At 61.6% G+C, this 23054-nt stretch carries 17 protein-coding genes; 13 read left to right on the top strand and 4 right to left on the bottom strand.

The genetic code is table 11. The features are described 5' to 3' along the window. Nucleotides 1-288 precede the first annotated feature (288 nt). The 9 genes from ACT3UQ_RS12060 (at nt 289) to araA (ending at nt 11254) form a co-directional block, all read left to right on the top strand. Complete coding sequence (locus ACT3UQ_RS12060; protein ID WP_444637173.1) at nt 289-1497, top strand: Gfo/Idh/MocA family protein; 1209 nt, start codon at nt 289-291, stop codon at nt 1495-1497. Nucleotides 1498-1502: 5 nt separating this feature from the next. Further along, nucleotides 1503-2516 carry a LacI family DNA-binding transcriptional regulator gene (locus ACT3UQ_RS12055; RefSeq protein ID WP_444615346.1) on the top strand — a complete coding sequence of 338 codons (1014 nt, stop codon included), beginning with the start codon at nt 1503-1505 and terminating at the stop codon, nt 2514-2516. A gap of 210 nt (nt 2517-2726) precedes the next feature. Further along, nucleotides 2727-3722, top strand: coding sequence for a substrate-binding domain-containing protein (locus ACT3UQ_RS12050; RefSeq protein WP_105553996.1), 996 nt, complete (start codon nt 2727-2729; stop codon nt 3720-3722). Between the two features lie 74 nt (nt 3723-3796). Beyond that, complete coding sequence (locus tag ACT3UQ_RS12045) at nt 3797-4861, top strand: ABC transporter permease (protein WP_096282761.1); 1065 nt, start codon at nt 3797-3799, stop codon at nt 4859-4861. An 18-nt stretch (nt 4862-4879) separates the two neighbouring features. Further along, entirely contained in the window at nt 4880-5773 is an 894-nt protein-coding gene (locus tag ACT3UQ_RS12040) for an ATP-binding cassette domain-containing protein (protein WP_096282994.1), read from the top strand. Nucleotides 5774-6102: 329 nt separating this feature from the next. Next, the gene (locus tag ACT3UQ_RS12035; protein WP_444637172.1) at nt 6103-7164 is read left to right on the top strand and encodes a LacI family DNA-binding transcriptional regulator; all 1062 of its coding nucleotides are present in this window, start codon (nt 6103-6105) and stop codon (nt 7162-7164) included. Nucleotides 7165-7338: 174 nt separating this feature from the next. Further along, complete coding sequence (locus tag ACT3UQ_RS12030; protein WP_444637171.1) at nt 7339-8952, top strand: xylulokinase; 1614 nt, start codon at nt 7339-7341, stop codon at nt 8950-8952. A gap of 32 nt (nt 8953-8984) precedes the next feature. Next, on the top strand, nt 8985-9701 hold the full coding sequence (locus ACT3UQ_RS12025) for an L-ribulose-5-phosphate 4-epimerase (protein ID WP_444637170.1): 717 nt from the start codon (nt 8985-8987) through the stop codon (nt 9699-9701). A gap of 41 nt (nt 9702-9742) precedes the next feature. After that, nucleotides 9743-11254: an L-arabinose isomerase gene (gene araA / locus ACT3UQ_RS12020; RefSeq protein ID WP_444637169.1), complete on the top strand. Its 1512-nt coding sequence runs from the start codon at nt 9743-9745 to the stop codon at nt 11252-11254. Nucleotides 11255-11306: 52 nt separating this feature from the next. Here araA and ACT3UQ_RS12015 read toward each other — a convergent pair whose 3' ends face one another. Continuing rightward, complete coding sequence (locus ACT3UQ_RS12015) at nt 11307-12701, bottom strand: TIGR01777 family oxidoreductase (protein WP_444637168.1); 1395 nt, start codon at nt 12699-12701, stop codon at nt 11307-11309. 386 nt (nt 12702-13087) lie between these two features. Here ACT3UQ_RS12015 and chvE point away from each other — a divergent pair, with 386 nt between their 5' ends. From chvE to ACT3UQ_RS11995, 4 genes are all read left to right on the top strand, one after another. After that, a complete protein-coding gene (chvE, locus tag ACT3UQ_RS12010) occupies nt 13088-14254 on the top strand; it encodes a multiple monosaccharide ABC transporter substrate-binding protein (RefSeq protein ID WP_105553990.1) in 1167 nt (388 codons plus the stop codon). Between the two features lie 99 nt (nt 14255-14353). Then, the gene (gene mmsA / locus ACT3UQ_RS12005; RefSeq protein ID WP_105553989.1) at nt 14354-15892 is read left to right on the top strand and encodes a multiple monosaccharide ABC transporter ATP-binding protein; all 1539 of its coding nucleotides are present in this window, start codon (nt 14354-14356) and stop codon (nt 15890-15892) included. Next, complete coding sequence (gene mmsB / locus ACT3UQ_RS12000) at nt 15889-17070, top strand: multiple monosaccharide ABC transporter permease (protein ID WP_105553988.1); 1182 nt, start codon at nt 15889-15891, stop codon at nt 17068-17070. The genes mmsA and mmsB overlap by 4 nt, the downstream gene beginning before the upstream one ends. 92 nt (nt 17071-17162) lie before the next feature. Next, a complete protein-coding gene (locus ACT3UQ_RS11995) occupies nt 17163-18107 on the top strand; it encodes an aldose 1-epimerase family protein (protein WP_105553987.1) in 945 nt (314 codons plus the stop codon). Between the two features lie 21 nt (nt 18108-18128). Here ACT3UQ_RS11995 and ACT3UQ_RS11990 read toward each other — a convergent pair whose 3' ends face one another. The 3 genes from ACT3UQ_RS11990 to ACT3UQ_RS11980 are packed head-to-tail and all read right to left on the bottom strand — an operon-like array spanning nt 18129 to nt 23043. Continuing rightward, on the bottom strand, nt 18129-21257 hold the full coding sequence (locus tag ACT3UQ_RS11990) for a glycoside hydrolase family 2 TIM barrel-domain containing protein (RefSeq protein WP_170947786.1): 3129 nt from the start codon (nt 21255-21257) through the stop codon (nt 18129-18131). Further along, nucleotides 21254-22129 carry a carbohydrate ABC transporter permease gene (locus ACT3UQ_RS11985; RefSeq protein ID WP_105553986.1) on the bottom strand — a complete coding sequence of 292 codons (876 nt, stop codon included), beginning with the start codon at nt 22127-22129 and terminating at the stop codon, nt 21254-21256. Before ACT3UQ_RS11985 ends, ACT3UQ_RS11990 begins: the two co-directional genes overlap by 4 nt. Next, nucleotides 22126-23043, bottom strand: a complete 918-nt coding sequence (locus tag ACT3UQ_RS11980) for a carbohydrate ABC transporter permease (RefSeq protein ID WP_049862759.1) — start codon at nt 23041-23043, stop codon at nt 22126-22128. Before ACT3UQ_RS11980 ends, ACT3UQ_RS11985 begins: the two co-directional genes overlap by 4 nt. Nucleotides 23044-23054 lie beyond the last annotated feature (11 nt).

The following is a 23054-nucleotide window of genomic DNA, read 5'->3' as shown; positions in this document are numbered from 1 at the left end:
TTTGGGCATCTCTTGGCTGGATATCTTCGCGATCCATGGATTTTTCGCTGCTTAGCGGTGAAGGCCAAACGCTTGGCCAAGCGTCGCTTTGGACCTGAAATGCGATCGCGACAAGGGAATTTGGACAATATGGTCCGTTTGTCCAATTGTCCTGACAAAAAATCTGTTGGAATTCATTGCCCAAGGCTTCGAGCGGAACATATGGTTTTTGGAACGGTCCAAGACTTGGGACAAGCCGCGGAGGCCGCAGGGAATCACGGCGTGAAGCGCCACAGACAGGAGAAAATCATGAACGAACAGCGCAGCATCGGCGTGGGGCTGATCTCGGTGGGTTGGATGGGCAAGCTGCACGCTCGCGCCTACAGCTCAGTGCCCTATGTCTATCCAGAGTTGGGAATCAAGCCAAGGCTGGTCGCAGCCGCGGATACCGAGCAGTCACGAGTCGACTTCGCGATCTCGACGCTGGGCTTTGAACGCGGAACGCTGGACTACCACCAGGTGCTCGCAGATCCCGAAGTGGATGTCGTCTCGATTTGCGCACCGAACTTCCTGCACGCCGAAATGGCGATCGCCGCAGCTGAGGCCGGTAAGCACTTCTGGATCGAAAAGCCCGCTGGTCGAAGCCTGGCCGAAACGCAGGCTATCGAGCAAGCCGCCATCCGCAACGGCGTAGTCACCTCCATCGGCTTCAACTACCGCCATGCGCCAGCTATAGAACGAGCGCGCCAGCTGGTGCGCGAGGGCCGGTTGGGATCCATCACCAATGTCCGCGCCAGCTTCCTTGCCGGATATGCGGCAGACCCCCGTGCGGCACTGTCGTGGCGCTTCAACCGGGAACTTGCCGGCAGCGGCGTGCTCGCTGACCTATTCAGCCATGCAGCAGATCTATGCAGCCATGTTGTTGGCCCCATCCGGAGCATTTCCGCATCAACCAACGTCATGATCCCATCCCGGCCGAAACTGTCCATGGGACAGGGCACGCACTTCGACCTGATCGAAGGCGGCGAACAAGGTGAAGTCGAGAATGAGGACTACGCCGCCGCGTTGCTGCGTTTCAGCCCAGAAGGCGTGGCGGACCGCGCGATCGGAACTATTGAGGCATCCCGAGTGGCCGTGGGCCCGCAGTGCGGCTATCGACTCGAAATCTACGGCACGGAAGGTTCGGTCAAGTGGGATTTTGAACGCTTGAATGAACTGGAGGTCGTGCTCGGTCGAGACAATGACGAACAGGGATTCACGACGGTCATTGGCTCGCCAAAACATGGCGAATACTCCCGGTTCCAGCCAGGCCCGGGAAATGCGATGGGCTTTGACGACCTCAAGACCATCGAGGCTAAGAAGTTCCTGCTGGCTGTCTGCGGTGGCGAGAAAGCGAACTCCACCATCGCCGATGCGGTGGCCGCGGCCGCACTGGTGGAAGCGGCCGAAGCATCTGCCGCAAGCGGCACATGGCAGGCGCTGGATGAGTCGGTGCGCGCTGCCAATGTGCAATACTGACCGCCATGCCTGACTCGCCGCGCCGCCGCCCCACGATACGAGACGTCGCCAAGCGGGCCGGGGTCTCCAAATCATTGGTGTCCCTGGTGCTCTCGGATCCGAGCAGGGTCAGTTCGCTGCGGCGTTCGCTGGTCGAGGACTCCATCCGCGAGTTGGGCTATCAGCCCAACCTGGCGGCTCGCTCGCTGGTTGCCGCGAACCGGCATGCCATTGGTGTCGTCCTAGGGGAACTGCATAATCCCTGGGTTCTGACCGTCGCGGAAGTGGTTCGCGAACAGTTGCAAGCAGTGGGGTGTGACGTGCTGTTCAGTGCGGCCGCGATCCACGATGGTCTGGGTGTTGGCCCCGCGGAATTGCAGGCCCTGCGCGATTTGCGGGTCAGTGGAATCCTCGTCGTTGGATCAGCCGATGATGCAGCCAGCTTCGAAGCCGCGTTGGGTGAGACTCCCGCTGTATTTGTGGGCAGCGGGCGTCAGGCGCAATCAAATACTGCTGCGGTTTCAGTAGATGATGAGCAGGGCTTTGGCTTGGTGATTGACCACTTGGTTCACTGCGGGAATGAGCGGATCACCCATATCGCCGGTGGCGCTGGGCCGGTTTCGGCGGTGCGCGAAGCTGCCTATCATCGGGCGATGCTGCGCCATGGGTTGCGCCAGCAAGTGCAGGTGGTGGAAGCCGGACCAACGGTTCAGGCCGGCTATGAAGCCGTGGTGCGGTTGCTGGCCTCGGGGGCACGGCCTGAAGCGCTGGCCTGTTTCAATGATCTTTCCGCATTTGGCGCGCTGCAGGCTCTTGATGAGGCTGGCTTGTCTGCGGCGGTGACTGGCTACGACAATATTTCTCTATCGTCGCTGGGGAGAATCTCGTTGACCAGCGTCGACTCGGATTCGCAAGACATCGGTCGCAGCAGCGTGCGGCTGCTTCTCCAGTTGATGCGGAATCCGGACGGAAAATTTGCACGTCAATTGATGATTCCGCCACGGCTTATCGTGCGTTCTTCATCCCTTCCGCGCCGTTGAACCAGGAGGAAGCAGCACCTGGCTTCGCCTGTTGAAGGTCGCAAAGTTCTCGTCTTCACATCCTCATGTCTTTACAAAGTCTTGACGGATCGCTTTTTGTCGCGCAGACTTTAGACATCTTGTGATTCAAGTCACGGAAATCTTGTTAAGGCGGCCCGCTCCAGGGGACTATCGGGGTGCGTCGACGTAGCCCTGAAGGGGAAAACGAATATGGGAAAGCCAACTTGGCGCAAACTCGCAATCACACTCGCCATCATTCCAGCCCTGGGATTGGCGGCTTGCTCATCAACGGGCGGGCGTGCACCAGAACCGGAAAGCAGTGCGGGCGGTGGGGCTGTTGCGGCCACCGATCGCATCAAAGTCGCAGTGATCACCCATGCGGCTCCGGGGGATACCTTCTGGGACATCATCCGCAAGGGTGCCGAAGAAGCTGCGGCCAAGGACAACGTTGACCTGCAGTACTTGAGCGACCCCGATGGCGGGCGCCAATCCCAGCTGATTGAGCAGGCCATTGACCAGGGAGTGGACGGCATTGCCGTAACCCTGGCTAAGCCGGACGCCATGGCCGGAGCGCTGAAAAAGGCCACGGACGCAGGAATTCCCATCGTCAGCCTGAACGCCGGCGAAGACCGCTTTAAGGACATCGGCGCGTTCGCCCACTTCGGGTCCAATGAGCAGCTCGCAGGCCAGGCTGCCGGCGAAAAGCTGAAGGATTCGGGCATCAAGAAGCCGATATGCGTCATCCAGGAACAGGGGCACGTTGGCCTTGAAGCCCGCTGCGCCGGCGTGAAGAAAGTTGTCCCAGGCACCGAAATCCTCTACGTGCAGGGCACTGACATGACCCAGGTCGAGTCAACAGCAACTGCCAAGCTCCAAGCGGACAAGCAAGCCGATGCAATCATCGGGCTGGGCGCGCCATTTACCATGACGCTGATCAAAGCCAAGGCTACGGCCAACTCAAAGGTCGAGGTAGCCTCCTTCGACATGAACTCGCAACTAGTCCAAGAAATCACCAAGGGCAACGTGCTGTTCACCGTTGACCAGCAGCCATGGTTGCAGGGCTACATGGCAGTTGATGCGCTGTGGCAGAACCACCGCGGTGGCTTCACGATCGGCGGTGGACAGGCGACTCTGACCGGCCCGGCCATCGTTGACAAGACCGTGGCCGAAAAGATCACCAGTTTCGCCGAAGAAGGCGTCCGCTAGCAACGATCCTCGGTGCGCGCCGAGCCTGCCGGTAGCGGCGAGCCGGCGCGCAGCCAGGACATGGAGGAAAACTCATGTCTTCAACAACAGCCTCACCCACGCATAAGAAACCATCCCTCACCCAAGACGAACGCGTTGGCAAGAAAAGCACGCTGTCAATTCTCCTGGGACGTCCGGAGATCGGTGCCCTCGTGGGCGCCGTCGCCCTGTTCATCTTCTTCGCCATCGTTGCACCGGTCTTCTTGAGTCCCGCGTCCTTGGCCACCGTCCTCTACGGCGCTTCAACCATCGGCATTATGGCCGTTGGAGTGTCCTTGCTGATGATCGGTGGCGAGTTCGACCTGTCCACAGGTGTGGCAGTGATTTCCTCGGCACTCAGCGCGTCGTTGATCAGCTGGTACTTCGGGCTCAACGTCTGGGTCGGCATCGCCCTGGCTCTGGTCGTCTCACTGCTGATCGGGTTCATCAATGGAATCATCCTGATCAAGACCAAACTGCCATCCTTCATCGTGACGCTGGCCAGTTTCTTGATGCTCACGGGCCTGAATCTGGGCCTGACGCGCGCCATTGGCGGATCGGTGTCCTCGCCATCCATTGCAGACATGGAAGGATTCCAGAGCGCCAAGGCGGTTTTCGCCTCTTCGGTGAATATCGGTGGGATCGACGTCAAGATCACCGTGTTCATTTGGCTAGCCTTGGTGATCATCGCTTCGTGGGTCTTGCTGCAAACAAAGATTGGCAACTGGATCTTTGCCATTGGCGGGGACGAGAAAGCCGCCCGCGCCGTCGGCGTCCCCGTGGTCCGCACCAAAATCGGGCTTTTCATGGCCGTCGGATTCTGTGGCTGGGTACTGGGCATGCACAACCTGTTCGCCTTCGACTCCGTGCAGTCAGGCGAAGGCATCGGCAATGAATTCCTCTACATCATTGCTGCGGTGATCGGCGGCTGCCTGCTCACTGGTGGTTACGGATCAGCCATTGGCGGGGCCATCGGGGCATTCATATTCGGCATGGCAAACAAGGGCATTGTGTACGCAGAGTGGAACCCGGACTGGTTCAAGTTCTTCCTGGGCTTGATGCTGCTGCTGGCCACGGTTGTGAACATCGTCGTGAAGAAGCGCGCGGAATCCAGTAAATAGGAAGCCAAGGACATGAACATGAAAACTCGAAAGAACAAGAAGGCCGAAGAGCTGCTGCAGAAGCTCGAACCCAAGACCAATGACAACCTGCTCACGCTCAAAGGTGTAGGCAAGCACTACGGAAGCATTATCGCGTTGCGCGGTGTTGACATGGAAGTCGATCCGGGAAGGGTCACCTGCGTACTGGGCGATAATGGTGCGGGCAAGTCCACGTTGATCAAGATCATCGCCGGTCTGCACCAGCATGATGAGGGCGAGTTCACGCTTCACGGGTCAGCCATCAAGCTCAAGAGCCCGCGAGTCGCCTTGGATGCTGGGATCGCCGCGGTATATCAGGATTTGGCGGTCGTCCCGCTGATGCCCATCTGGCGCAACTTCTTCCTTGGCTCGGAACTGACTACCGGCGTAGGTCCCTTCAAAAAGCTTGATGTGCAGCGGATGAAGCAGATCACCAAGCAGGAACTGGCCGATATGGGTATCGATCTGCGTGATGTGGAACAGCCCATCGGGCAGCTTTCCGGTGGCGAACGACAGTGCGTGGCCATCGCCAGAGCCGTGTATTTCGGTGCGAAGGTGCTGATCTTGGACGAGCCCACGGCTGCTCTGGGTGTTAAGCAGTCTGGTGTGGTGCTGCGCTACATTCTCCAGGCCAGGGACCGCGGGCTGGGGGTCATCTTCATTACGCATAACCCGCACCACGCCTATCCGGTCGGCGACTCATTCCTGCTGCTCAAGCGTGGCCGCGCTATTGGCTACTATTCCAAATCGGAAATTACCGTGGAAGAGTTGACCGCCCAGATGGCCGGCGGTGCTGAACTGGCCGAGCTGGCACATGAGCTGGAACAGCTCGGTGGCCACGACGAGGAGTTGGCCGAAGCCGAGGCAGGTGCTGGACCTCAGGTTGCTCGATAGTTGCGAGCCAATTTGCCAAGGTGGTGGCCACTTCGGTCTTGAAGTGGCCACCACCTTGTGCTCTTGCCGACGCCTTTTAATGCGTGCCTCGAGTACTTCTGGTTCTGTACAGGGGGACCGGGAAAGGCATATTTGACTAAATGTCTCAACCATTACGAGTCAAGAAACTGAAGATGCTCGAGTTGCGAGAATGAAGCATTGAACCAGATGAAACCTAGGTCTGATTCCTTCACGGAACATATATTCCTATCATAGAATATAAATTTCGATGCTCCAGTCGATCCGAGTTCAGAGAGGCTGCTCCGGCCCGCGGGTTAGTGTTTGCAATAATGACGGATGTGAATACATTCAAGCCTGAAGATGGCAACGCATCGGATCGACCGCCCTCGATGGCGGACGTGGCAGCCGTCGCCGGGGTCTCCCACCAAACCGTGTCGCGCGTATTGAATGATCACCCAAATGTCCGCGAAGGCACGCGAGTGCGAGTGCTGGAGGCCATCAAGGAGCTCGGTTATCGGCGCAATCTTGCCGCGCGCGCCCTGGCCACGGCGCAGACGCGCACCATCGGCATCCTGACCATCGGCAGCGAATTCTTTGGGCCGCAGTCCACCGTGCTCGCGGTGGAAGCCGCTGCTCGCGCACAGGGATATTTTGTCACCATGACCTCCATGGATAGTTATGACTTTGGCGGTGCGGTCACGGCCCTGAACCACCTCACCGACCAGAGCGTGGACGGCGTGGTGGTGGTCGCCCCGCATGACAAGGTCACCGCCGCGATTGACGACCTGAAGCTGAAAGTGCCGGTGGTGGTAGTAGCCGCACGGACCGATGTTCCGGCGGGGGATCCGGTGCACTACGTTTATGTCGATCAGCGCGACGGCGCCCGACAGGCGACGAAGCATTTGCTCTCCTTGGGGCACCGAAAGATCGTCCATGTTTCAGGCCCATCCGGTTGGTTTGATGCCACGGAGCGGAATATCGGTTGGCGTGAAGCCATGGCCGCAGCAGGCAATGACGCGGTGGAGTTCCCGGCGGAATCCTGGCTGGCCCCCAGCGGTTATGCCGCGGGGGTCAGCCTCGCGCCTCGGGTGAAGGCCGGGGAAATAACCGCCGTCTTTGCCTCCAACGACTATTTGGCCATCGGACTGCTGCGGGCATTCTGGGAGGCCGGCCTGAGCGTGCCGGAGGACGTATCGGTGGTTGGCTTTGATGACCTGCAGATCGCCGAGTTCTACATCCCGAAGCTCACCACGGTGCGCCAGCCCTTTGCCGACGTGGGTCGCGCCGCGCTAACCGAGTTGCTCGGTGGCGAACGAGGGCTGCAGGAGCCGCGCATGATCGCGCCCACCATGGTCGTCCGAGCCAGTACCGCCCCACCACCGCGAAACTGAGTTCAGCCCAATCGACAGGTAGCTAATCTTCGTCATGTGTTGCGCATCGCATTTTGTTAGCGCTAACATAATGTAAATGTTCCGCCCGAACCCTGTGATCTCTTCTTCCGAAGAACAGCGGTGCGGCGACGCAACGATAGCCACCTGCCGTGCGGGTGCGAGGACGGAGAATCCATGACTGGCCAGCAAGCAGGTTTGTCCGCGCCCGAGGTGATTGGTTCGGGGCAGGCAGTTCTGGGGATCGAATTTGGTTCAACGAATATCAAGGCTAGTCTCATCGGTCCCAACCACGAGCAACTCGCCACCGGCAACCACGGGTGGGAAAACCAGTTCGTGGATCGACGCTGGACCTATTCCCGCGAAGCAATGATTGCGGGTCTGCAGAGCTGCTTTGCGGATCTGCTGGTTGATACCCAGCACCAATATGGAGTGCGCCCCACTGCCTTTGCGGCCATTGGCGTCTCGGCGATGATGCACGGCTACCTCGCCTTTGATAAATCCGATGAACTGCTAGTTCCCTTCCGCACCTGGCGCAATACCTCGACCGAACAGGCCTCCAATCAGCTCAGCGAGGCCTTTGGCTACAACATCCCACTGCGTTGGTCGGTTGCGCACTACTATCAGGCGCTGCTGGATCACGAAGAACACGTAGGCGCGGTCTCAAGCTTGAATACCTTGGCCGGGTTCATCCATCATCAGCTCACCGGGCGCCGGGTGCTCGGTGCTGGTGACGCCTCGGGAATGTTCCCACTGGACAGCGCCGACCTCGGTTACGACAAGGCTTTTATAGAGACTTTTGACCGGTTGGCGAAGCCATTGGGAGTTGCAGGTTCGCTGGAGCAGCTCTTGCCGGAGGTCCTTGCCGCTGGAACCGAGGCCAGTAGCCTGACTGAGGCCGGAGCACTTTTGCTTGACCCCACCGGGCAGCTGCAGCCGGGAGCGATCTGCTGCCCGCCGGAAGGGGACGCAGGCACCGGAATGGTTGCTACCAACTCCGTAGCGCAACGCACCGCGAACGTCTCGGTGGGAACCTCCATCTTTGCGATGGTTGTCCTCGATGCCCCGTTGCGTGAAGTGCACCCCGAAATTGACATCGTCACCACTCCCACCGGAGATCCGGTGGCCATGGTGCACTGCAATAACGGTGCCAGTGAACTAGCCAGCTGGGCCGCGCTTTTCGGCCAGTTTGCCCAGGGGCTAGGACATGAAACCTCCACGGATCAGGTCTACCAGACGCTGCTTACCGCGGCACTGGACGGTGCAGCGGACGGCGGTGGACTGCTCGCCTACAACTACCTGTCTGGAGAACCGGTGACCGGGCTGCCCGAGGGGCGCCCACTGCTGGTACGCACCCCGGATTCAACGTTTAACCTCGCGAATCTGATGCGCACTCAGGTGTATTCGGTATTCGCCACGCTGAGCTTGGGCATGGAAATCCTCGCCGGCGAGGGCGTGAAAATCCATAAGCTGTTCGCCCATGGCGGCATCTTCCGGACCGCGCAGGCAGCGCAGCGGCTCCTGGCGGCGGCGCTTAATGTCCCGGTATCGGTAGGCAGCACCGCGGAACATGGCGGGGCCTGGGGGATCGCGGTGTTGGCAGCCTACCGGCACCGCGTCGCGACGAACTCGGCAGCCAGCCTCGCGGAGTACCTGGATTCGCAGGTTTTCGCGAACGCCAAATTGCAAGAGCTGGCCCCGCTGCAGCAGGACGTGGCCGGATACGCACAATACCTGCGCGCTTATCAGGCCGGTCTGGACATTGAACGCGCGGCCATCAAGGCCATCTAAAACACTTTCATCCCGGCACTTAGGAGAAACCGATGAGCCACGCTCAAACTTTAGCCAGCTACCCGAACACCATGCGTCAAGAAGTTGCCCGAGTCCGTGAGGTCGTCGCGGCCCTGCACAGAGAACTGCCTCGTTATGAGCTGGTCGTCTGGACCGCCGGCAATGTCTCGCAGCGCGTGCGGAACCCGGAGGTGCCCGACGGCAGCGCGGACCTGTTCGTGATCAAACCCTCGGGAGTCTCCTATGACGAGCTGACGGCCGAATCCATGGTGGTCTGCACGCTGGACGGTGAGCTGTTGGAGGGTACGCGCGCTCCGTCTTCGGATACCGCGGCGCATGCCTACACCTACCAACACATGCCCCACGTTGGGGGAGTGGTGCACACCCACTCGACCTACGCCACCGCCTGGGCCGCGCGCGGCGAGGAAATCCCCTGCGTGCTGACCATGATGGCCGACGAGTTCGGTGGGCCAGTCCCGGTGGGCCCGTTCGCGATCATTGGCGATGATTCCATCGGCCGCGGCATCGTCCAAACGTTGAGCGAATCGCGCAGTCCGGCCGTGCTGATGCAAAACCATGGCCCCTTCACCATCGGCAAGGACGCCCGAGCGGCGGTCAAGGCAGCGGTGATGTGCGAGGAAGTCGCCCGCACGGTCCATATTGCCCGCCAGCTCGGCGATCCACTGCCGATGCGAGGCGAAGATATTGACGCGCTCTACGCGCGCTACCAAAACGTTTACGGACAATAGCCGCTCGCTGGCGGCCAAAAACTTCAATCCGAAAGGACACCATGAGCAAGGCATATGAATCCAAGGAAATCTGGTTCTTCACCGGAAGCCAGGACCTGTATGGCGACGAAACCCTGCGACAGGTCGCCGAGCAATCGCGCGAGGTCGCCGAGGCCCTGGACGGATCCGAGCAGGTCCCGGCGAAGGTCATCTGGAAGCCGGTGCTCAAGGACGCGGAATCGATCCGCCGGGCCATGCTGGAGGCGAACTCGGATGACAACGTGCTGGGCGTCATCACCTGGATGCACACCTTCAGCCCGGCCAAGATGTGGATCTCCGGGTTGAAGGCACTGGCCAAGCCGTTGCTGCACCTGCACACCCAGGCGAATGTCGAGCTGCCGTGGGACACCATCGACTTCGACTTCATGAACCTGAACCAGGCCGCCCACGGCGACCGTGAATACGCCTACCTGGCCACCCGGATCGGGGCCACCCGCACTACCGTGGTCGGCCACGTTTCCAATCCGGCGGTTGCCGGACGCGTGGGCACCTGGGTTCGCGGTGCCGCCGGCTGGAATGCCACCCAGTCGATGAAGCTGGTCCGCTTCGGAGACAATATGCGCAACGTCGCGGTCACCGAAGGGGACAAAACCGAGGCCGAACTGCGCTTTGGCGTCTCGGTCAACACCTGGGCGGTCAACGACTTGGTCGAAGCCGTAGAAGCGGTTGCCGAAGGCGATGTGGATGAACTGGTGGCCGAATACGAGCGTGAATACGATGTCGCCGCGGAGTTGCGCGCCGGCGGAGTCCGCCACGAGTCGCTGCGCTACGCCGCACGCCAGGAATTGGCCATCGAGTCGTTCCTGCGCGCGCTGGGCGCTTGGGCTTTCACCACCAATTTCGAGGACCTTGGCGGGCTCAAGCAGCTGCCGGGCCTCGCGGTCCAGCGGCTGATGGGCAAGGGCTACGGCTTCGGCGCCGAAGGCGACTGGAAGACCGCGGTGCTGGTGCGTGCCGCGAAGGTGATGGGCGCCGGGCTGCCCGGTGGCGCTTCGCTGATGGAGGACTACACCTATGACCTGACCCCGGGCAAGGAGCTGATCCTCGGCGCCCACATGCTCGAGGTCTGCCCGTCGCTGACCACCGACAAGCCGCGTATCGAAATCCATCCGCTGGGCATTGGGGGACGCGAGGACCCGGTGCGCATGGTGTTCAACGCCGCGGCTACCATCGGCGCCGTGGTGGTTTCGATGGCCGATATGCGCGAGCGTTTCCGCTTGACCGCAAACGTGGTTGACGTGGTGACCCCGCCGCAGGATTTGCCGAACCTGCCGGTGGCGCGTGCCGTGTGGCAGCCGCGACCTGACTTCTCCACCTCGGCGGAATCCTGGCTGACCGCCGGCGGAGCCCACCATACGGTCATGTCCACGGCCGCCGGAATCGAGGCTTTCGAGGTCTTTGCCGAAATTGCCGGCACCGAGCTGCTGGTGATCGACGAGAGCACCACGCGCCGCGGCTTTGCCGAACAGGTGCGGCTGAATCAGGCGTACTACCGTTTGGCTCAAGGCCTGTAGGCGCACAGGGACCTTAGGTTGGCCAGCACCACCGGGTGCTGGCCAATGCCTATTAAGGCTTGGGCGGAAGCGAGTTTGCCTCGGCTCGGTCTCCCCGGGTCGGTGAACCCAAGCAGTGGGCGAGAGTTTGCTCGATTTGCGCGAAGCGGAAGTGGTGCGCGGCATCCAGCAGCTTCTGCGGGATCACCTGTTGATCTGCCATGGCCAATAGCTTGGCGCCTTGGGTTCCCAGCAGCAGTTTCGGGGCGGCTGCAGGCACCGGAATGATGGCCGGGCGGCGCAGTGCCTTGGCCAAGGCGCTGGTGAATTCGGCGTTGCTGACCGGGTGAGGGGACACCGCGTTCACCGGGCCGCTCAGCTGCGTGTCCCACAAAGCCCGATGGTAGATATCAATGAGATCGTCGAGGCCAACCCAGGACAGGCGCTGTTCTCCCGTGCCCAAGCGGCCACCCAAGCCGGCGGCGAAGATCGGGCGCAGCACCGCGAGCATGCCACCCGAAGGGCTGAGCACCACGCCGGTGCGGATCTGCACCCGGCGCATGCTCGTCTCGCCTTGCCCGGTTGCTTGCTCCCAGCGTTGGACCACGCCGGATAAGAAGTCCGCGCCCCCTACTTCAGGAGGCGACTGCTCATCAATCGGGGCGGCTCCGGCCGAGGCACCGTAGATGCCGATGGCCGAGGCGCTGATGAATCGGGAGACGCCGGAGCGATCCGCCAGCTCAGCCAGAGCCCGGGTGGGTTCGATGCGGCTTGCCTCGATCGCCTGCCGGTGCGAGTCGCTGAACCTGCCGAAGATGCTTGTTCCGGCGAGGTGGATGACCGCGTCGCAATCGTCTAGCAGGTCGTGCTCCGGAGCCAGCGGATCCCAACGTCGTTCGTCCGTGGATTGCGGCGCGCGGCGCACCAGCTTGATGACTCGGTGCCCGCCCGTGGACAAGAAGGCGCATAACGCGGTGCCGACCATGCCATTGCTTCCGGTGACCGCGATGGTCAACGGTTCCAGTCCGGCCTCGGACGCCCGCTCATGGGCGGCGAAATCGGCGGCGAGCTGGCGGTGGCGGTAGTCCAGCATCCGTTCGATCTGCGTTGCGGGCAGATTGGAGCTGACGCGGTCGGTGACGGTGGTGTGCCCGGATCCCGCGGGCTCGGTGAGGTGTTCATGACGCCAATGAGCCACGCGCGTGGGGGCCGCCCGCACGCCGCGAGCCTGCAGCTCGTCGACGAACCGCCGATTCTCGAGGTAGTCGGAGGGCTTGTGCTGGGCGTACCAGCGCAGGCCGCCAGGCAGCCCCAGTGCCGCGGTTCCCCCACGCAAGGAGCCGGCTTCTTCGATGACCTTGAGCGGAAGCCAGGGCGGCAGCAGCCGGCGAATCGCGCCCGGCCGGGCAAACCAGGCGGATACCTCGTCCGGGGGTGCCGGAAGAACGCTGGACCTTTGTGTAGTCATGGCCCAATACTATGTCCGGGATCCCTGCCGCCACGCGCACTGCGCGTCGACGGGCTTGCAAAGGCCATTCTCGCAGGGCTAACTGCGAGGGCTGCCGTGACAAGCATGGCCGTAGTAGCTTTACCTTGTCGTTCCTTGGGTGTTCCGAGCCTGCCATTACACACGCTGAAGGCGCTTCGGCAAGCCCCTTGGCCGCACTGCACCCGGGGGCAGTTAGGCGGTCATTCGCTCATGATCCACGTCAACATGCTGGAACCTCTAGGCTGTCTTGTCCGGTTAATATCAAATTGTTATCATCTGGGGTGGCGCAACTCACGTTGTTAGCGCTAACATGGTGTGAGCCCGGTCGCACTGCCGGGATGAATCGGAATACGCAGGAGGAAAAGATGGCACGGAATAACTGGGCTCGTCGAGCGGTAGCCACGTTTGGATCCCTCGCGCTCGTTGGCGCACTGGCAGCATGTGGCGGCAGCGGTGCCGGCGGTGGCGCGGGTGCCGAAGGCGAAAGCACGGCCCCGGAGGACATCCAGGTAGGCGTCGCAATGCCAACCGAAACCTCCGAGCGTTGGATCGCCGACGGTGAGGCCGTGAAGTCGCAGCTTGAAGAAGCCGGCTACGAGGTCTTCATGCAGTTCGCCAACGATGACATCCCGACCCAGCAGCAGCAGATCGACCAGATGATCACCAAGGGTGCAGACATCCTCGTGGTCGCTTCGATCGATGGCACCGCACTGTCCAACCAGCTGCAGGCAGCAGCAGACCAGGACATTCCGATCATCTCCTATGACCGCCTGATCAACGGCACCGAGAACGTCGACTTCTACGTCACCTTCGACAACTACAACGTCGGCGTGCAGCAGGCCACCTCGCTGCTGACCGGTCTCGGCCTGGTCGACGAGCAGGGCGAAAAGACCGGCAAGAAGGGGCCGCTGAATATCGAGCTCTTCGCCGGATCCGTGGATGACAACAACGCCCACTTCTTCTGGAAGGGCGCCATGGAAACCCTCAAGCCATTTATGGATGACGGAACCCTCGTGGTGAAGTCCAAGCAGACCAAGATCGAACAGGCAGCTACCCTGCGCTGGTCCCAGGAAGAGGCCCAGAGCCGCATGGAGGACCTGATCACCGCGCACTACGCCGGTGGCAAGACCAAGATCGACGGCATCCTCTCGCCATTCGACGGAATCTCCCGCGGCGTGCAGACCGCACTGACCAACGCCGGCTACGGCAAGTCCATCAAGGACGGCCTGCCGATCATCTCCGGCCAGGACGCCGAAATCGCTTCGGTGAAACTGATCGACGACGGCGTGCAGTACGCGACCATCTTCAAGGACACCCGCAAGCTGGCCTCCCAGGCAGTGACCGCCGTGAAGTCCTACGCCGAAGGCACCGAGCCGGAAGCCAACGACACCGAATCCTATGACAACGGCAAGAAGGTCGTCCCGTCCTTCCTGCTGGACTCCGACATCGTAACCGCCGATAACATCGAGTCGCTGCTCGTTGATTCCGGGTACTACACGGCCGAAGAGGTCAAGGCAGGACAGACCAAGTAGCAGCCGGTCTTCGCTGCGTCGGCGGGATCGCACCGCGCCCCGCCGACGCAGCAGCAGCGCTTCACGCAGTACACAGATCATGACAAGGACGGCTGCACTATGGACAGCACCATCCTGCAGATGCAGGACATCACCAAGACATTCCCCGGGGTCAAGGCCTTGGACGGAGTAAACCTTTCCGTCCAGCAGGGTGAAATCCACGCCATCTGCGGCGAAAACGGGGCCGGGAAATCCACCCTTATGAAGGTGCTTTCCGGCGTCTACCCCCATGGCAGCTATGACGGGAAAATTCTGTTCAACGGCCAGGAGCTGAAGGCCTCAAGCATCAAGGATTCCGAGGCCCAGGGCGTGGTGATCATCCACCAGGAATTGGCCCTCGTGCCCTATCTGTCGGTGGCCGAAAACCTCTTCCTAGGCAACGAGACCAAGCGCGGGGTATTCATCGACTGGAACGAAGCCAACCAGCGGGCGGCCAAGTTATTGGCCCGGGTGGGATTGGCCGAAACACCGGTCACCCCGGTAGGCCAGCTCGGCGTGGGCAAGCAGCAGCTGGTGGAGATCGCCAAGGCGTTGAATAAGGACGTCAAGCTGCTCATCCTCGATGAGCCTACGGCCGCGCTAAATGATGATGACTCCGCACACCTGTTGAATCTGTTGCGTGAACTGCGCGAGCAGGGAATCACCTGCATCATCATCTCGCACAAACTCGGCGAGATCGAAGATATTGCCAACAACACCACGATCATCCGTGATGGGCAGACCGTGGAATCCCTGGATATGGCCGACCCCGCCTCGACGCAGAGCCGCATCATCCAGGGCATGGTGGGCCGCGAGCTGTCGGCACGCTACCCGGAACGCGAACCAGAGATCGGCCAGGTGGTCTTCGAGGTTCGCGACTGGACCGTACGCCACCCCACCCAGCACGATCGCATTGTCGTCGACAAGGCCTCGCTGGACGTGCGCGCCGGCGAAATCGTGGGCATCGCCGGGTTGATGGGCGCCGGACGCACGGAGCTGGCCATGAGCGTATTCGGCCACAGCTACGGCCGCGGGATCTCCGGCACCGTATTGATGGACGGGCGCAAGGTGGACACCTCCACCGTGGGCAAGGCCATCAAGGCGGGTATCGCCTACGTGTCCGAGGACCGCAAGAAGTTCGGCCTGAACCTCATCGAGGACATCCGGGTGAACACCACCGCCGCCGGGCTGGGAAAGATCTCCTCTGCCGGGTTCGTCAACGGCAATAAGGAAATCCAGATTGCCGAGCACTACCGCAAATCGATGCGGATCAAGGCACCGAGCGTACTGGCGAAAACCGGAAACCTCTCCGGCGGCAACCAGCAGAAGGTTGTCCTGGGCAAATGGCTGCATACCGCCCCCGAGCTGCTGATCCTGGATGAGCCGACCCGCGGAATCGACGTCGGCGCGAAATACGAGATCTACACGATCATCAATGAGCTGGCGGCCTCCGGCAAGGCGGTCCTGGTGATTTCTTCCGAACTGCCCGAATTGCTGGGTATCTGCGACCGCATCTACACCCTTGCCTACGGCCGGATGACCGGCCAACTCCCGCGAAGCGAAGCCACCCAGGAACGCCTCATGGAGCTTATGACCATCGAGAAGGAAAACGCCCGATGACACTGAAATCCGAGCTGAAAGACATTTTCACCAAGAATCTGCGCACCAGCGGCATCTATATCGCCTTCGTGCTCATCGTGGTGCTGTTTACCATCATGACCGACGGGTTGCTGCTCAGCCCGATCAACCTGACAAATATCATCCTGCAGTACTCCTACGTGCTGATCTTGGCCTTGGGCATGATCATGGTAATTGTCGCCGGGCATATCGACCTCTCGGTCGGCTCGCTCGTGGCGCTGACCGGCGCGGTCTCCGCGGTATTGGTCATCAAAACCGGGGCCCCGTGGTGGGTAGGCATTCTCGCCGCGGTAGCGGTGGGCGCGCTGTGCGGTGTGTGGCAGGGATTCTGGGTGGCTTATGTAGGCATTCCGGCTTTCATCGTCACCTTGGCCGGCATGCTGCTCTTCCGCGGGTTGACCTATGAGGTGCTGAACAACGTTTCACTTTCCCCCTTCCCTGGCGAATACCAGGAGGTGGCCGGTGGCTTCCTCAATGGCTTGCTCGGCGGCTACGGCTTCGACATGTTCACCGTGCTCATCGGTGTGGTCGCGGTGGCCGGTTTGGTTTGGTCCCAGTATTCCACCCGCCGTGGACGCGTGAAGTTCGGCCAGGATGTCGAGTCGATGGCCATGTTCATCGCGAAGAACGCACTGGCCGCCATCGTGATCCTCTGGTTCTTCTGGCAGATCTCCATCAGCCGCGGCATGCCGATTGTGCTGATGATCCTGGGCGTGCTGGTGATCGGCTACCACGTGCTGACCACGCGGACCGTCTTTGGCCGCCACATCTACGCGATCGGTGGCAACCTCTCGGCCGCGCGCCTTTCCGGCGTGAACGTCAAGAAGGTCAACTTCTGGATCTTCGTGAATATGGGCATGCTCGCCGGTATCGCCGGTGCGGTGTTCTCCTCGCGTTCCAACGGGGCGCAGCCCGGCGCGGGCAATATGTTTGAGCTTGATGCAATTGCCGCCTGTTTCATCGGTGGCGCCTCGACCACCGGTGGTGTGGGCCGGGTGACCGGCGCGATTGTCGGTGGCCTGGTGATGGCGGTGCTCTCCAACGGCATGCAGCTGATGGGTGTTGGCGCTTCCACGCAGCAGATCGTCAAGGGCCTGGTGCTGCTGCTCGCGGTGGCCTTCGACATCTACAACAAGCGCCGCGCAGGTGCGGGCAACTAGCATTTGATTAGCGCCAGGGGCCCTCTCGCACGCAATTGCGGGAGGGCCTGTGCGTGCCCGATGGTTTCCCAGCACAGCAGAAGGATGACGAAATGGATCGCCAAGCAATGCCGCAGCAGGACACCGCCAACGGAACGGTGCTCACGCTGCGAGCCCACGGCTTCACCGCGCAGCTGGCCACGGTGGGCGCCACACTGGTGTCCCTGGACTACGGTGGCCGCCCGCTGGTGCGCGCCTTCGATCCGCATGGCGCGCGCCCGGTGTTCTCCGGCGCCATCCTGGCCCCCTGGCCCAACCGGGTGATCAACGGGGCCTACCACTGGGAAGGCCAGGAGCTGCAGTTGCCGATCACCGAGCCGGAGCGCGGCCACGCGCTGCACGGCCTGGTGGCCGATACCAGCTTCGAGATCACCGGGCGCCGCGGCAGCTCCGCCCAGTTGCGCACCGTGATCGCCCCGAACCCCGGCTACCCCTATGAGGTGCAGCTGGTGATCGACTACCGGCTGGAAGCCGGCGGGCTGCGCACCATCGCCACCGCCACCAACCTCGGGCAGGGCACCGCGCCCTTCGCCTGGGGTTCGCACGCCTACCTGGTCGCACCGGGCAAGAAGGCGGATGAATGGACTTTCACCCTGCCAGCCGGCAAGGTGCAGCTCACCGACGGCGCGCGCCTGCTGCCGCGGGAGGTGGTTCAGGTGGCTGGCACCGAGCTGGATTTCCGCACCCCGAAGCCGATCGGGGACCTCTTCATCGATCATGCCTACACTTCCCTGGCCGCCGACGCGGACGGCTCATTCAGCGCATCGATCACCGACACCAAGGGCCTCGGGTCGCAGATCACCTGGGACGAAGCCTGCCCGTGGGTCCAGATCCACACCGCAGACCGCGATGATCCGGCGCTTGACCGCACCGGGCTGGCCATCGAGCCGATGACCTGCCCGCCCGGCGGCTTCAACTCCGGCCAGGACGTCATCGCGCTGGCCCCGGGCGCCAGCCATGAAGCCAGCTGGCTGATTGGCCCGGTCCAGCCGCGATGAGCGGCAGGGAAGTTCGCGGCGCTACCCGCTCCGCGAGGTTTCGTTCCCTGTCAATCCGGTGATCCGCAGGAGCAAGGAGCGCGCCTCGGGGCGCAGCGCGTCTTCCGGCCAGACATCGGGACCACAGGCCCGGGAACCTACGCCATGCTGGGCCGCATCCAGGTACAGCCAGGAGTTGGTTGGTTCCGGCAGCTCGTGCGGATGGGCAGCGCCGGCAAGCTGCTGTGCCGTGTGGCGGCTGAGCGTGAAACCGGGGCGACGGTCCAATCCGTCGGGCCAGGCCTCGATGCGCAGCCACGGCGCACCGCCCACGCCGAGCTCCAATTCGCGCAAATCGCTGCGGTGCCCTGTTTCCTGCGGACGTGCGTATTCGACCGGCAAATCGTCAATGCTTGCACTGTAGCGGCCTACTCGTGCCGCCAGACGGCTGTCCGGGTAGGATTCGTGCGGGCCCAAGCCGTACCAGGATGCCGAATCGACCTCCTTGCCCAGTTGGAAACGCACGCCGAATCGGGGCCACACCGATGTCCAGCCTCGGCTTGGAACCATATCGATGCGAAGCCACAGGCCGGACTCGTCCAGGCTCCATTGCTCGTCAACTCGGATGGAGCAGGCCTGGTCCGCTGCTGAATACCTGGTCGCCACCTGCACACGGCCCGGACCGGTAGCGACACTGAGCACCCGCGCCTTCAGCCGGTCCAATCCGGCCGCCGTCCAGAGGTCCGCATTTGACGGACCGGGTTCTCCATTGCCCGGGACTCCGTGCTCATCTTCCTGCCAGGGATCAGAATGGTTATAGCTGCCGAAGTGTGCGCCACGGTCATTGTCGGTGGGTGCGCGGAACAACTCCAGCCGCGGCCCATGCACCGGCTGCCCGGCCAACTCCATGAGCTTGCCCTCGGCGAAAACTGCGGCACCAAGCTGCATCCGGCCATTGTCCAGAGGGATCGATGCTCCGCCCGCATCAGCCGAAGAGGGCAACCGTGCGGGTCGCGGCCCCGGCATTGCGGTGGATGGAGCAGCTATCGGCCATTGGGCGCTGGCCACCTCATGGCCCGCGGCCGCCCACGCTGCATCCTCGGCCAGCCGCGCCTCCACGGTTAACCAGTTTTCGCCTGCGGGCAGGGGGTACGGCAAGGCGAGTTCAACCGTGGCAGTTTCGCCAGCTTCCAGCGCGTCGTCAGAGCCGGATACCAAGAATTCTGCACTAGCGACCGGATGCCCGGCCGCTTCCAAGCGCCAGCTGAATGCGAGGTCGCCGCTGTCGGCACTGTGGCGGTCATTCCGGATGCCCAAGCGCACCCGGTGTCCGTCCACGGAGGACAGGGAGAACTTGATCGGGGCGACTACATGCTTGAACTCATGGAGCCCCGGTGAGGCAGTGGAATCGGAGAGGACCAGTCCGTCCATGACGAAGGTGCCATCGTGGAGCTCCTCGCCGAAATCGCCGCCGTAAGCATAGAAGCTCTTGCCATCCGGTGTGCTGGCCTGCAGCCCGTGGTCACGCCATTCCCAGACGAAGCCTCCATGCAACCGGGGATAGCGGTCCACCAGATCCGCATACCGTTGCAATCCTCCGGGCCCATTGCCCATGGCGTGCGCATACTCGCACAACAGGAAGGGCCTGGTCCGCTGGCGCGCGGCCTCTGCGGTGGTGCATCCCAGCAGCGGAGCGGTCATCCGGTCCTCTCCAATTGTCTGCACTTCGGGGAACGAAGCGTACATTCGCGAATACACATCGGTGTATTCTCCGGTGTAGTCGCCTTCATAATGCACCGGGCGGCTGCTATCCCGCGCATGGATCCATGCGGACATCGCGGCAAGGTTGGCCCCGGTGCCGGACTCGTTGCCAAGCGACCACATGATGATTGAGGGATGGTTCTTGTCCCGTTCGAAAGTCCGCTCCATCCGATCAAGATAGGCACTTCGCCAGGCCGGGTCGTCACTGGGATTGCCCTGCCAGCCGTGACGTTCAAATCCGTGGGTTTCCAGATCGTTTTCGAGTATGACCCAGAAACCGAGCTCGTCGGCCAAGTCCAGGAGCCGCGGATGCGGCGGATAGTGGCTGGTGCGAATGGCGTTGACATTGAAGCGCTTCATTAGCATCAGGTCTTCTCGTGCGAATTGCTCATCGAACGCCCGGCCGAGGAGCGGGTGGGTTTCATGCCTGTTCACCCCGTTGAAGACCACTTTGCGATCGTTGACCAGGAACTGGTCGCCTGCAATTCTTACCGTGCGGAAACCTAGCCGCAGGCTGATGGTCTCGCCAGTGCTGGAAACGGTTGCTCCATAGAGTTTTGGCCGCTCAGCGCTCCATGGGGAAACGGCGGGCACTTCCACCTCTCGGATATCCTCGCGGCTTTGCCACACTTCGTCGATTTCCAGTTCGGGAACAACGAAACGTAGCGGGAACGCATCGTCAGCGGCCATGATTTCCGGTGTAATGATTCCGGTACCGGAGGAATAGCCGGTTTTTATCCAGAGGTCGTCAATGCTGCCGTGCGGACGGGCCTTGAGCGTTACCGATCGGAAAATTCCCGGGAGCCACCACTGGTCCTGGTCCTCGACGTAGCTCGAAGCGGAGAATTGGTGCACGCGGACAACGATTGTATTTTCACCGGCGGCTACGGCCGAGCTCACATCGAATTCCTGGGCAAGGCGGCTACCGGTACCCCAGCCAATCATTTGCCCATTGACCCATACCTTGTATCGGGATTCAACGCCGTCGAAGCGCAGCACCAGCCGCTCCATTCCGGAAGTCCAGCTCTGGGGCACTTCGAAGGTCCGCCGGTAGTCGCCGGTAGGATTCTCATCCGGTGGATAGGGCGGGTCGCAAGGGAAGGGAAATTGGACGTTCGTGTACGAAGGGCGTCCGTAGGCGCCATCGGCCTGCAATACCCAGTGCCCAGGGACTGCGATGCTGTCCCAGCTCGAGTCGTCATAGCCAGCATCTGCCATGGACTCGGGAAGCTCGCCTGCCGGCAGCAGTCCGCGCCCTCCGGGCGTGCCCGGTACGCCAGGGAGCCAGCGGAACTTCCACTGTCCATCGAGGCTCAGTTCAGGGGCATCACTGTGGGTCCAGGACGTTGCCGGCAGGCGCCGGCCTCCGCCCGGGGCGGTATCGGACAGATAGGCTGTTGGGGAAGTCATTTAACGGATCCTTCGGTCAGGCCCCCGCGCCAGAAGCGCTGCAGGACGATCATGGCAATGGCCAAGGGAATAGTGGACAGCAAGACGCCGCCGGTGGTCAGCTCGTAGAATTCTGGCAGGCGGTCAACCTGTCCCAGCCAGGTGTTCAGGCCCAGGGTAATTGGATAGAGATCCGAATCGGACAGCATCACCAGGGGAAGGAAATAGTTATTCCAGATTCCGACAAGCTGGAACAGGAATACCGTCACCAGAGCAGGGGACAGGACTCTGAGTCCTATCGTGTGGAAGATCCGCAGTTCGCTTGCGCCATCCAGGCGCGCGGCTTCGAGTAACGCGCTATCCACGGTGCTGGAAGCGTAAACGCGGCAGAGGAACAGGCCGAACGGGGACACCAATGATGGCAGCAGGACACTCCAATAGGTATTGGACAGCCCCATTTCGCTGAACAACAGGAATAGGGGCAAGGCGGTTGCGGTTCCAGGCACGAGAACGCCTCCCAAGACCACACCGAAGACCAGATTGCTTCCGCGGAAACGGTACTTGGCCAGGGCGTATCCGCCAGCTGCAGCAAGGTAAGCGGCAATCAGCGCCCCTGCCCCCGCGTATAGCAACGAGTTCATGAACCAGCGCAGGAAAATTCCGCCGTCATAGGCCAGAACCTGGCCCAGATTTTTCCATAGGACGAAGTCACCGGAGAGGAGGAAACCATTTGTGCTAAACAAGTCCTGGGTCGATTTCGTTGCTGCAACGACGACCCAGTAGACCGGGACCAGGAAATACAATGCGGCTATGGTCAGCAAGGCCGTGACAATCAGAGTCGCTGGTTTTGAAGAGGCGGGCTTTTCGAAGGACTGGCGGCGGATCAGGGTCATGAGGACTTCCTATTGGTCAGGCGCAGGAAGGCGAATGAGAGCGCGAATGCGGCCAAGGCAATGAGAACGGATTGCGCAGCCGCAACATTGTAGTCGTTGTAGGCGAACGCGGTTGTGTAGGCGGAAAGGTTAGGGGTGTATTGGCTGTCGATGGCGGGTGCGACACTCATGAGAACTTGCGCTTCGGCGAAAAGCTGCAAGGTGCCAATGATGGAGAAGACCGTGGTCAAGACCAGTGCCGGGCTGATGAGCGGCAGCTGGATATGCCATGCCACACGCAGTGGACCCGCCCCGTCCAAGCGTGCGGCTTCGTAGATCTCGCCGGGAATTGCCTTGAGCTGCGCGATGACGATCAGCATGTTGTAGCCCGTGTAGCTCCATGTCACGATGTTGGCGATGGACCACAAGATGCTCTGTGGCCCGAGGAAATCGACTTCCAAGCCGACGGCTGAGGCGGCATCGATGATCGGGCTCAGGCCGGGAACATAGAGGAATGACCAGAGGATAGTGGCAATGACCCCCGGCACGCCGTAGGGCAGGAAGTACGCCGCCCGGAAAAAGGCCGGCCATTTGGCGCTCGCCGACTCAAGCAGCAGAGCCAGGACCGTGCAAAGAAGGATCATGATGGGAACCTGCACGATGCCGAACACGATCATGCGGCCAATCGAAGCAACGAAGGCTTCGTCTCCCAGGGCTTGCGCGTAATTGCCGAATCCAGCGAATTCGCTGTGCACGCCGGCTTCTCCGAACAATCCGCGCCGTGTGATACGGGTGAAGCTGGCTTGTATGGCTGCAATGATGGGCAAGATGAAAGTCAGGGTGAAGAGCGCGAGGAAAGGCGCGAGCAACAGCCACGGGGCGAGCTCAAACCTGCTTGGTGAGGGACCACGTTTTCTCCGGGTGCCTCGGGTGATGGTCGGCGTGC

Origin of the sequence: Glutamicibacter sp. AOP12-B1-11 (assembly GCF_052379245.1) — a bacterium.
GTDB lineage: Bacteria > Actinomycetota > Actinomycetes > Actinomycetales > Micrococcaceae > Glutamicibacter.
Note: the sequence above shows the minus strand (reverse complement) of the source record. Positions and strands in the feature narration are given on the sequence as shown.